This is a genomic window from Shewanella sp. CAL98-MNA-CIBAN-0140 (genome assembly GCF_040309905.1).
Lineage (GTDB): Bacteria > Pseudomonadota > Gammaproteobacteria > Enterobacterales > Shewanellaceae > Shewanella > Shewanella psychromarinicola.
Genome location: NZ_JBEOPI010000009.1, coordinates 61,415 through 73,424, shown reverse-complemented (window position 1 = coordinate 73,424; position 12,010 = coordinate 61,415). Strand labels below are relative to the sequence as shown.

The following is a 12,010-nucleotide window of genomic DNA, read 5'->3' as shown; positions in this document are numbered from 1 at the left end:
AGATGATATCGGTTTGGGTTAACCAATATCGCCAAATTTAACTTGTAATGCAGTAATAGCAGTCAATGATGCGGTTTCTGTACGCAGCACTCTTGGCCCCAATAAAATATCGGTAAAATGCTCAGTTTCGGTCATGGCAATTTCTTCGTCAGATAAGCCGCCTTCTGGGCCAATTAATAATCTTACTTTGTGGTGTTGATCGGTTAACTGTAAGCCATTAATGCCGTGTGAAGCTCTTGGGTGTAAATTCAGTTTTAAGGCTTCGGTAGATTCTTCACACCATTGCGCCAATGTCATTGCAGGGCGAACAACCGGTACGATACTGCGGCCAGATTGTTCACAAGCACTGACGACAATTTTTTGCCATTGTTGTTGTTTTTTCTCTAAGCGATCACCATTAAGTTTGACACCACAACGATCTGAAAATAAGGGTGTAATCCTTGTTACGCCTAGCTCAACCGATTTTTGGATCGTAAATTCCATTCGGTCACCACGAGAAATTACCTGACCTAAGTGCAAGTCTAATGTTGATTCGTTGTTGTTAGCTTGACAACTTAAGACGTTGACAGTGATGGATTTTTTACTTATTTCAATAATTTCAGCTAAGTAATCATTACCATCACCGTTAAACAAGCTGATGTGGTCCCCCATACCCATTCGCAATACTCGGCCGATATGGGCGACACCATCCTCATCTAATTGAAGCGTTTGCCCTTGTTGTAAATTGTCTAGGGGCTGAAAAATGCGTGGGACTCTCATCAGTGTTGACCTTATTTAACCAATTGTTCAAGGGGGAGCTTGATCGTCAATTAACGAACTAAGCCGTTATTTTGGCATTGTTTGAATACAAAATCATTATGATTACCTTGGTTAGCAGCGATTAAGGTATCACGTTGGCATTCCGTGGCGCTGATTGGTTGCATTTTGTTCCATGCGTTAAACAACTTTTGTTGGCTATTACTGATTTGCAGACCATAGGTTTGTTGCATATAAAGGTAAGTTCGAGCGATAGGCCCTCTTGCTTGTTTGGGGGGTTGTGCTTTGCGGCCTTTAAAGTCGATAATCATTTTACACTGCCCGTATTGATCCGCTTTTCCGCCCCAATCACTAAAACGAAAATTGCTGCGATCACCGTTCACCTCACCTACAGCAGGAACAAGATTGTGTAAATCGGCTGCCATTTTTTTAAATGCAGCATTATTTTTATTGCAGTTTTTTCGACCACCGTCTTGCCAGCATTGCAGTTGATGACCAAATTCCCATGCGGGAACCACATGCTCCCATTCGATACGGTTGGCTCTAATGATTTGTTTTCTAACTTTATAACCACAGCTAGCATGATCCGCTTGCCATAATTTTCCTGCGATGGCGATATCGCAGCCGCAATAGAAGGTGCTGAGTGGTAAGTGTTGTTGGTAAATCTTTTTAGCCATTTTTTTGGCTTGACCGAAACTGCTGGAATGTTCTGCCGCGATAAGTGTGGATGAAAAAATGCCGCACAGAAGCGACACCCAAAAGAACCAAGAGAGTGTGGATGATAAGCGCAAAATAAACCCTAAAATTAACAAAAAACATCATTACAGTGCAGGCTTAGCCTGTCATTTTGGCTGATGTTAATCCATCGCATGCGATGACGCAATTGATAATGTTAGGTGCTAAAAGGGGTTAATGTTTGTTGGCAACGGCGACAGCGATATTGAGTCTGGCCTCGCACAATTCTGTTGTGACGTCTTATGGTTAATTGCACACTGCCACAACCGCAAAAATATTCAAATTGTTGACCACTGACGGACTGGATATTGAGTTGGTGAGTGGTCTTTGGCGTAATACTAAATGTTGTCATCATGACGCTTTGCCATTCTTTACCGTGAGGTTTTACTTTACCAAATAGATGGAAACACACCAAATGGCTAATTTCATGTGGTACCACTTCGTTAATAAAAATATTTGGATTTTCAGTTAGTAAAACAGGATTGAAGCGCAGTTTATTGGTTTGTAAATGCGCCGTCCCCGCGCTTTTTCCGCGTAAGCTAAAATGTACGCTCGGACGAGGAAATTGACGTTTGAAATATTGCTCTGCTAATTGGTAGTCTGCTTCGACTTTGGCCAATATCTGCTGTTGTAACGGATCGCTAACGGCAGTGTTTGGCGATTGGTGGGTTCGAGGCCCTACTGATAACGAAGACCCCTTTGTATGGATGTCTTGCGTTAGCGCTTGGTGCGCGCGCTGGGTGAGATTGAAGATATTTTTAAACATGATGAAATGCTTCACTTACCTACACGAATATTCAATGAGAGACTCAAGCAAGCAAAGCATAGACATTTTATATTAGTCTTTTGACATTACAGAGTGCTCGCCGCTGCGGCTATCATGGCACGAATTTGCTCGACGATGTCTGACTCTACTTGTGAGTCGTAGCCTTTAATACGTGGAGTATGAATGTGTCCTACGGGTAAGTTCAAGTTAAATTGGTCTCGAAGTAAAATACTGCGATAGGAAATTTCATTAGATAAATAGCCCCCACCAGAACCTTCAACTGAAATTTCATTTTGTAATTCAGCCAGTGATGATGCCTTAAATTGCCCCCTAGATAAGGTGTTAATTTGATGATTGTCATTGACGCTCCAATGACCTTTAACCGCTGCCATTGCTTCAACGGGCAGAGAAAATTGCACAAACTCAGGGCCATTTAATTTTCCATCGGAAGAAGTGCCACCGTTAAATAACGGCGCTTTAGGATTGCTGTGACTGGCGCCGGTTAATACATTTAAATTGTCTGGTGCCTCTGCACTGCGGTTACGTCCAGGAAAACGTTCGATATCGAAATTTTCCCGGCCCATGCTAATGGTAAAGACCATGTCGACACTGTTTTCACGATAAAAGGGCGTGAGTAACGATTCGATAATACCATTGTCGAAATCGCTAAATCTCACAGGGATCATCACGGTTTCTATCTGTGCTTTTTTACCATTAATCTCAAAACGATAGCCATCAAATGCTAAAGCCGCTAAGCCTGATGGATTACTTTGGCCAATATTTCTATCAAGAAAAAAGGGATCGAAACCGGTCACTAAAATATTAATTTGGGTATCGGGTAAAAATTCAATATCGCTAAAACCGCGAGACGATTTCTCAACCGCTTTGACCAAAATATCACGTTGCCAGTCGGCAACATTAAATCCGACTCTTTCTTGCTTTAGAACGTTACGCATACTTAGACGGCTCCAGTACAACGAGCGATCGTCACTGTGCCCCGATTGTACATCGCGTACGGCTTGCTGCCATAACCTGTGTCCTTGATGCGCCGCCATTTCGGTAACGGCTAACTCATCATTGGATTGGGCTAACTTGACCTCTAAAGTATCACTGATAGCTTGATAACGATTAACCACCTGCGGCATTGTTTGCCCAGCCTTTGATACACGCATCTCTTCAATGTTTTTTTTGAGTTGTCCTGCATTAACTGCATTCGATAGCGTGGCTAATACCAATGAACTTAACATTATAAAAGCGCTGTGTTTAATCATGATGGTTCCTTTAGGGCCCTAGATATCCATATTGGGGTTATGTTTAACGATGTTACTGCCCGCTAGGCTAGGTAACGGTTATTCTAAGTGACAGTTATAACACAGTTGTTTCGGCTATTTAATAGCACTTTGAATACTTGTACACGTGTAGTTCATTTTTGAGTGGTGGATTTATGTTGATAATTTGTTTGGCCGTTAAACTTTACCGTGAGGTTAATTATCTTGATTACAGCGTGGGATTAGCTTGTGCTGTTTCCGAGCGAATGAGTTTGAGTATGAGCTTTAATCAACGGTTTTACAGTAAAGCTAAACAAAGACCAGAAGGTGGAGAGTGGCGGGAAATTCCTCGAACTGACACCAATACCGCGAATTTGGGTATTGGCGCTACCTTAGCCTTGTCACCTAATTTATCCATGGTGACCTCAATAGGCTCCGGGTTAACTGAAGACTCCCCAGATTATCAAATTAGCGTGCGATTGCCTTATCGTTTTTAATTTAGTAAAAGGAATTGGCATTCTTTATCAGTCAATCGGTATCACCTCAAGCGGCCTATTTTAAGCCGTTTGAGGTGATATACCCAAACGATTTCGAAATGCAGGATTGAGCATGTCCAGAAGTGGCAGCGTTCAAGGTGCTAGGAATAGGGCTCCTACGGCTGCTAGAGCGACCTTAGGTCTGCTAGGCTCTAACAATAGGGGGCCTGCTGCTAGATCCTAGGACCTAAAACCTAGCACCTAGAAGGAGCGAAGCACCGCCCTCTGGCGAGCTTGCGAGTTCCTAGAACCTATAAGTCGCGAAGCGACGTTCTCGGTAAGGTGTCACCATTATCTTATATCACGGCCTGGTTCAGTTATCCTACGGGAGCGCTGAAACGAGTATGCTGAAATGGCTTAGTGTATACCCTTAACTCATCATTGAATGCAATGATTCTTGGCTGGTATAACGTTTGGTGAAAAAGTCTAAAAAAGCACTAATGTTGCTGGCTAATTGGCGCCGACTTGAATAAACCCCATAAACTTTAAAGGTTTCCATTGGCCATTCTTGTAAAATAGGCACTAAGCTCCCCGTTGCGAGTTCTTGCTTGCAGCTCGTGTTAGATAGCATGGCAATGCCATAATTATCCAACGCTAAGCGTTTTACCATACTGGCGCTGTTGACTCGTACTTTTCGTTTAAAGGTCGCCATTATTTTACGATTGCCTTTTCCTAATGGCCAAATGGGGGCCGATAAGGTGGTGCCAAGTAAAATACCGTTGTGCTGGGTTAACTCTTGCGGTGTAGCAGGGCTACTGAATTCTTTTATATAACCAGGGCTAGCGACCAGAATAGGTTGGCGTTCAAATAACAATCGAGCAACAAGATCTGACGACTGTAATGGACCATATTTAATGGCAATATCGTAACCTTCACCCACAAGACCGACATCACTGTCAGTAAATTGAATATCCAGTTCTATATTGGGGTAAAGACGCATAAAACTTGAGCATAAATGGCCAATGACATCTTGTGAAAATGACACCGGAATTGCTATCCGTAACGATCCAGAAATATCATTATGGGTGTTTTCAATAGTGGCTTTGGCGGCTTCAATTTCATTGCTAATGGAATCACAGTGTTGAAAAAATAACGCGCCAACTTGGGTCAGACTTAAATTTCGGGTGTCTCTTTGGAGTAGTCGCACTCCGAGTTGTTCTTCTAATTGAGCAACTTTTCGACTAATGGTTGATTTAGGTTGTCCGATCTCTCGGGCTGCTTGAGAGAATCCTTTTGCTCTAACAACGGCTGCAAACAGCATCATACCGTTCAAATCGGGCATTCAAACCTCACTGTCTCAATTATGGAACAAAGCGTCCAAGCTAGTTTATATGGTAATTTACCCATTAACAAAGTTATATTTACGAGCTAAAAAAAATTTTCAGAGGCTATATAAGCAGAGGATCTAAGGATGACCAGCAAAAAGCAGCCCGCTAACAAGACTCAAGCACTATCGGCTGACCCACTTTTCTTACAAGCAGAACACTTGGCTAAAGATTTTTCATTATTTCCTGCTCATAACAAGCAGAGTGTATCTCAAGAAGTAAAAGGATTATTAACTGAAGATGCAATTCAATCAAACTTAAAAAGTTTGGCATCTTTAGATGTTGATGGTTATGTCAATAAAGTTATTCAACCCACTTTGGATAAAAACCGCCCTGGCGCGAAGCGTATGATCGCGGACTTAAAAGGCAAGATTATTGCTGAAAGTCATATTGGACCGTTTTATCGTGCTGAAGTGGAATTAAACTTTGGCACTCGTACTCGTCGTATCGGTTTTATTGCCCAAGAGCGCACGACCGCAAACGGTGCGTGGATGCCAGAACATCATCTTGCAGCATGTAAGGCGATCCGTCATTTTGCAGAATTGTCGATGCCAATAGTATATTTAATTGATACTCCTGGTGCCGATGCTGGTGAAGTTGCTAACAGCCAAAATCAAGCTCATACCATTTCGAAAGCCATCGCTGAAAGTGCTAACGTTGGTGTACCGACAGTCGGTATTGTGATTGGAGCGGGCTATTCAGGTGGTGCGATTCCATTAGCTGCAGCCAATATTTTATTATCTGTACGCGACGGTATTTTTAATACTATCCAGCCGCAAGGCTTACAAAGCATTGCGCGTAAGTACAACTTGTCATGGCAAGAATGTGCTAAGTCTGTCGGGGTATCGCCAGAAGAGCTTTATACCGCGGGCTGTATTGACGGTATTATCGATTTTACGCCATCAGATAAAGATGAGCGTCAGCATAATTTCCGTCGCGCGATTATCAGTGCTATTGAAGCCGTTGAACGTGCTGCGATGGATTTTGTACGCGAGTCTGCTGATTTAAAAGAACATTATGGTCGCAGTTTACAGCGTTTCTTAGCACCGTCGGCTAATTTACTTACGCTTGAAAATAATACCCGCTTGTCTGTCGCCAATAACCCGACTATGTACCACAATATTTTTGGTAGTGCATATCGATATCTGCGTTATTTGACGTTACGTAGCCGTATTCATTCAATCTCACAAGAACAGTATGGTCGCTTGTCAAAAGTGAGCGTGCCAGAAGGTGATTTGTTAGCGCGTATTAAGCAAGAACAGGAACGCGTGTTCCAAGCGTGGTTAACCAACCCTGACAAGTTAGTTTACGATGAAGAACTGAATAAACTATGGGGTACGTTTAGCGCTAAACGTAAAGATATTTCTGCCGAACGTAACGTGATTACACGTTTTATTTTGGGTGAACCAAAAGAGAACTACAAAAAAGCACGTAAAGCACTGTTATTTAATATTGGTTGGTCGTTATACCATCGTTGGAAAAGTAACGCTGCTAACAATTTCAACGGTTTAATTAAGCATTTAGAGTCATTGCCTAAGTCTACAACACAAGCTCCATGGCCTGAACTTAGTCAGCTTACTGTGCTGGACATTGTCGTTAATGACGAATTACGTGAAGACTTTATTTGGCAGTGTCATAACGTGCTTATCTTCAATGCACTTTATGACAATGTGGTCGGCAGTTTGGCGTCAATTTCCAAAGAAGCCATGATGTCAAAAAGTTTGTCTCGTGAATCAGTGGACAAGTTACTCCACAAATCGATTGATAATGCATTATCTAATAGTGATAACGCTAACGACAAGAGCAAGTTCTATAAGTGGTTAAAATACTTTATGGATCAATCGAATCGTGCTGAATTGTTAACGCGTGTAGAGCAATGGAAGAGTGTCGGTTTCCCACAACTAAACGATTCGCTTTTCGTTATCTTAACTTATTTCTTCGAGCGCTTATTACCAGAGTACTTTGATAGTGAAGACGAGCACGATAAATACACGGGGACGATTAACCCTGTACGTATTGGTCGTCGTAAGGATTTTTGGAACCGTTTAACCATGGGTTACCAAGACTTACTTATCCAAAAAGTACTTCGTGAAGAGAAAAAGCAAGGCAAGATGGGCTGGGAAAATATTATCAAACAGTTCTTTACTCAGTTTGATGAAATTGATGCCGATAAAATGTCAGCTAACTTGCTTAATTTCCCCGGTTTCCGGTTATCGATTGAAGATGCTATTGATAGAAAGATCCGCCCTTGTGGTTTAATTACCGGTCTGGCTGATTTTAAAAATAACGGCAGTAAGTTACGTGTAGGTGTTGCGGTTTCAAATACGGCATTCCAAGCGGGTGCATTTGATATGGCCAGTGCTGAAAAATTCAGTTCACTATTAATTGAATGTGCGAAACGTAAATTACCGGTCATTTGTTTTATCAGCTCTGGTGGCATGCAAACGAAAGAAGGTGCTGCGGCATTGTTCTCTATGGCGGTAGTGAATGACCGTATTACGCGCTTTATTCGTGATAACGAATTACCGGTATTGATGTTTGGTTTTGGTGATTGTACAGGTGGTGCTCAAGCCAGTTTTGTCACCCATCCTTTAGTGCAGACGTACTATTTATCTGGTACCAATATGCCGTTTGCTGGTCAAATGGTGGTACCTGCGTACTTACCATCAACGGCAACATTGTCGAACTATTTATCTAAAGTGCCAGGTGCAATGACGGGGTTAGTCCATAATCCATTTAGTGATACCTTAGACACTCAGTTGTATGGTATTGATCCACTCATGCCATTACCGACGATGAAAATAGACGAAGTGATCAGCAAAGCATTGTCTACCTTAGTGCCTGAAGTGATTGAGTTAGAAAAAGTCATTGAACAAGACGATCCTCGTGCATTGATGAAGCCTATTAATAAAGTGCTGGTGCATGCGCGTGGTTGTACGGCCGTTAAATTAATCCGTAAAGCACACGACAACAACATTAATGTGGTGTTGGTGGCCTCAGATCCGGACATGACATCTGTTCCAGCAGATATGCTTAAAGACACTGATAAGCTTGTATGTATTGGCGGTAATACCTCAGATGAAAGTTACTTAAATGCTTACTCAGTATTAAAAGTTGCTGAGTATGAAAATGTTGACGCGTTGCACCCAGGTATTGGCTTCTTATCAGAAAGTCCACAGTTTGCGGCGTTATGTGTCAACAATGGGGTTAACTTTGTCGGTCCTAGCGTGCATTCAATGACCACTATGGGTAACAAGTCTAACGCTATTCATACTTCGCAAGCGCAAAATGTCCCCGTTGTGCCAGGTAGTCATGGTATTTTGAGTAACGCAGAACAAGCGGTCAACGTAGCGTCTGAAATTGGTTATCCAGTGCTGTTAAAAGCGGTCCAAGGTGGAGGCGGTAAAGGTATTCAGGTCGTTAAACGTCCTGAGGACATGATTGGTTTCTTCCAGAAAACCGCGACGGAAGCCGCTGCTGCGTTTGGTAATGGTGACTTGTATTTAGAAAAATATGTTACCTCATTGCGCCACATTGAAGTCCAGCTACTGCGTGATCAGTTTGGTAATAGCAAAGTATTAGGTATTCGTGACTGTTCAGTACAACGTAACAACCAAAAAGTGATTGAAGAATCAGGATCAACCATGTTGCCTGAGGAGCTGAAACAACGCGTGATGGAATACACTCGTGCGTTAGGTGATGCTACCGATTACATGGGCGCTGGTACTGTTGAGTTTATCTATAACTTAGATGCAAACGAAGTGTACTTTATGGAGATGAATACTCGTCTTCAAGTTGAGCATCCGGTGACGGAAGCGACATCGGGTATTGATATTGTTAGCGCGCAGTTTGATATTGCTGCGGGTCGTTCAATTGAAAAACTACAGCCAGTTGACCAAGGTTACGCTATGGAAGTGCGTGTGACGGCGGAAAAAGCGGCACTCGATAGCCATGGTATTCTTCAGCTTATTCCTAATCCAGGTAACATCACTGAATGTGTATTGCCTGAGCGTGATGATGTTGAAATTATTTCGATTGCAGCAGCTGGCAAAGAAGTATCGCCATACTATGATAGCTTAATCGCACAGATCATTATCCGAGGTACTGACCGTGCTGATGTGGTGGCTAAGATGTATGCGTATCTTGATAGCGTAGTGATTAAAGGGATTGCGACTAACATTCCATTGCTGAAGCTTATCCTTAAAGATCCCACCTTCAATGAAGGGGTGTATGACACTAACTACTTGCCACGTTTAATGGCAGAGTTGGACATTCCAGCACTGATTGCTGAAATGGAAGCGGCTGCAGAAGCGATTAAGGTTGATTCTGAATCATTACGTGTTGGCGAAAGCAACGAATTGAAAGTATTGGCACAAGGTGCGGGAATTTTCTATACCTCCCCAGCACCTGGTGAAGCAGACTTTGTTAAAGAAGGTGACATTGTCACGGTTGAGCAAACATTGGCATTGATGGAAGCAATGAAAATGTTCTCTCAATTGACCCTAGCGGGCTTTAATCGTCAAACGGGTGTGTTATATCCTGAAGATCAAAAGTATCGCATTGAACGTATTCTGAATAGCAATGGCCAGCAAGTTTCACAAGGTGATCTCCTGTTTGTGATATCGCCTATCGAAGCGTAATACGTACGATTGATTGTTGAGTAAAATACCCGCTATTTAGCGGGTATTTTTTTGTCATACTTTTGTATGTTGTATTACACTAAATAGCATATTCACTTTCCTGTTCAACTATATTGTTGAGCCATAATTGTTGGATCATACTATTGAGAAGATTGAGCTGGCTTGAGTTCTCTAGCGTATTATTGGTAACGCTGTTGATATTCATTAATTTGATTAACACTAAGCATGCCAGTGCTTCGGTGCCCGAGAGCCAGTCTTTTACCAACTCAAAAAACCGTAATATCATCCGCTATTGTGTTGATCCAGATTGGTTACCTTATGAAGCCATTATCGATGGCCGTCATACTGGTATTTCATCTGATTATTTAGCATTATTAACAGATTATACCGATTTCACTTTTGTGTTAGTGCCTACCTCGTCTTGGCGACAGAGTTTAGAATTACTTAAAAAAGGTGCATGCGAGTTAACCCCCATTTTAAATCAAACACCCAAACGCGACGCATATCTCTCTTTTAGCGATATTTTTTTTAAATCGCCAAATGTCTTGGTGTCATTAAAATCCCAACCTTTTTTACAAGGATTTGAAAATATTGGTGATCGCTTATTGGCTATACCCAAAGATTATCGTCTAGTGGAATATATCCAACGATTTTACCCCACTATCAACACCATATTGACTGATAATGAGCGACAAGGATTGGAGAGAGTTGCTAACGGTGAGGCGGATGTTTTTGTAGGATCGATGTTTTCTGTTAACGCCTATATTCAACAACACGAGTTAACCTCGCTAAAAATAGCGGGCTGGGGTGGTCCTGAAGATGAGTTACGCATTGGCGTTACTCATGCAAAGCAAGATTTGCTGCCACGAATTAACGCTGGACTGGCAAAAATTTCCCAAGCTGAGCATATTTCAATTTATAAGAAATGGCATAATATTACTGTTATTGAAGACATTGATTACAGCCTAGTGATCCAAGTGGTGACTGCTCTGGGGATGTTTATTTTATTTCTACTTTACCGAACCATGTGTGTCAGCAAGTACAATGTTCATTTAGAAGTAAACAACAAGCAATTACAAAAATTACAATTAGAACTTGAGGAAAAAAATAGTGATCTCGATTTTTTGGCTCAACATGATCCACTGACAAAATTGTATAATCGTCAATATTTTAACCAAACTTTTTTAGAGGATGCGAGGCAACCTCAGGAAAAAACACCTCAGAACAACAATATCAGTTTGATCATCATGGATATCGATTTTTTTAAAGCGATAAATGACATGCATGGACATGCTATCGGCGACAAAATTTTGGTTCAAGTAGCACAAGTGCTACAAGCTTCAGTAAGAGAACTTGATGTTGTGGCAAGGTGGGGCGGTGAAGAGTTTGTGGTCGTTTGTCAGCATGTACAGTTGCACGATGCCGCAGAGCTTTGCCAACGAATTACCGATGAGCTTACTTATTTTCATTTTTATAACAATATTAACGTGACCTGCAGTTTCGGGATTGCCTTGCTGGGTGATAATGAACCGATCCAAGCTTGCTTTGAACGAGCCGATGCGGCGTTATTCAAAGCGAAGCAGTCTGGACGTAATCAATATTGTAGTGCCTAGATAAAAATACCCTATTGATTGATGTTTGTGGCCTTAGCGAAACTCATTTTATGGGTTAATAAATACTTATTTGTTGTCGTGGTATGTTCATTGTCAGCATAATATTGGCCTAAAAATGTCGATTTACCCATTTAGGCTACAATTTTACATTTTTAGTTGAAATTACTGAGGCGATTAAAAAATAAACTATTATTTTTTAATCGTTTGTTTTATATCTTATTACTGGCATTTATTGAGTTTTTTTTTGCTAAAAACAAATAAATATTGCACCAGCTATTTGCGCCCAGCAAGGTTCCAATTTACAATATGCGCCTTAATAACCTGATGTGCGGTGTGTAGGTCCTTTTTCGCATGCTCCGTCTACTTCTTAA

At 41.6% G+C, this 12,010-nt stretch carries 8 protein-coding genes; 3 read left to right on the top strand and 5 right to left on the bottom strand.

The annotated features are described in order from the left end of the window. Window positions 1-18 precede the first annotated feature (18 nt). From rsmE to AAEY93_RS06675, 4 genes are all read right to left on the bottom strand, one after another. Window positions 19-759 (bottom strand): 16S rRNA (uracil(1498)-N(3))-methyltransferase, encoded by a 741-nt coding sequence (gene rsmE / locus AAEY93_RS06690; RefSeq protein WP_101032900.1) that lies wholly within the window; start codon window positions 757-759, stop codon window positions 19-21. A 50-nt stretch (window positions 760-809) separates the two neighbouring features. Then, window positions 810-1,511 carry an endonuclease gene (locus AAEY93_RS06685; protein ID WP_232772211.1) on the bottom strand — a complete coding sequence of 234 codons (702 nt, stop codon included), beginning with the start codon at window positions 1,509-1,511 and terminating at the stop codon, window positions 810-812. 137 nt (window positions 1,512-1,648) lie between these two features. Further along, window positions 1,649-2,257, bottom strand: coding sequence for a SprT family zinc-dependent metalloprotease (locus AAEY93_RS06680; RefSeq protein WP_101032899.1), 609 nt, complete (start codon window positions 2,255-2,257; stop codon window positions 1,649-1,651). Window positions 2,258-2,343: 86 nt separating this feature from the next. Further along, window positions 2,344-3,528, bottom strand: coding sequence for a PA0049 C-terminal domain-containing protein (locus tag AAEY93_RS06675; RefSeq protein WP_351075588.1), 1,185 nt, complete (start codon window positions 3,526-3,528; stop codon window positions 2,344-2,346). Between the two features lie 173 nt (window positions 3,529-3,701). On the opposite strand from AAEY93_RS06675, the gene AAEY93_RS06670 reads away from it, so the two are divergent. After that, entirely contained in the window at window positions 3,702-4,022 is a 321-nt protein-coding gene (locus tag AAEY93_RS06670; RefSeq protein ID WP_351075585.1) for a hypothetical protein, read from the top strand. 409 nt (window positions 4,023-4,431) lie between these two features. Here the strand turns inward: AAEY93_RS06670 and AAEY93_RS06665 are convergent, their stop codons facing one another. Beyond that, window positions 4,432-5,343 carry a LysR family transcriptional regulator gene (locus AAEY93_RS06665; RefSeq protein ID WP_351075582.1) on the bottom strand — a complete coding sequence of 304 codons (912 nt, stop codon included), beginning with the start codon at window positions 5,341-5,343 and terminating at the stop codon, window positions 4,432-4,434. Window positions 5,344-5,472: 129 nt separating this feature from the next. On the opposite strand from AAEY93_RS06665, the gene AAEY93_RS06660 reads away from it, so the two are divergent. Next, window positions 5,473-10,026, top strand: coding sequence for an ATP-binding protein (locus AAEY93_RS06660; RefSeq protein ID WP_124014218.1), 4,554 nt, complete (start codon window positions 5,473-5,475; stop codon window positions 10,024-10,026). 143 nt (window positions 10,027-10,169) lie between these two features. After that, entirely contained in the window at window positions 10,170-11,639 is a 1,470-nt protein-coding gene (locus AAEY93_RS06655; RefSeq protein ID WP_124014219.1) for a diguanylate cyclase, read from the top strand. Window positions 11,640-12,010: the final 371 nt, after the last annotated feature.

Excerpts from the sequence above, each read along its gene's own strand:
- AAEY93_RS06660 (WP_124014218.1), top strand. The coding sequence starts at position 5,473 with ATGACCAGCAAAAAGCAGCCCGCTAACAAGACTCAAGCACTATCGGCT.
- rsmE (WP_101032900.1), bottom strand. The coding sequence starts at position 759 with ATGAGAGTCCCACGCATTTTTCAGCCCCTAGACAATTTACAACAAGGG.
- AAEY93_RS06670 (WP_351075585.1), top strand. The coding sequence starts at position 3,702 with ATGTTGATAATTTGTTTGGCCGTTAAACTTTACCGTGAGGTTAATTAT.
- AAEY93_RS06665 (WP_351075582.1), bottom strand. The coding sequence starts at position 5,343 with ATGCCCGATTTGAACGGTATGATGCTGTTTGCAGCCGTTGTTAGAGCA.
- AAEY93_RS06680 (WP_101032899.1), bottom strand. The coding sequence starts at position 2,257 with ATGTTTAAAAATATCTTCAATCTCACCCAGCGCGCGCACCAAGCGCTA.
- AAEY93_RS06675 (WP_351075588.1), bottom strand. The coding sequence starts at position 3,528 with ATGATTAAACACAGCGCTTTTATAATGTTAAGTTCATTGGTATTAGCC.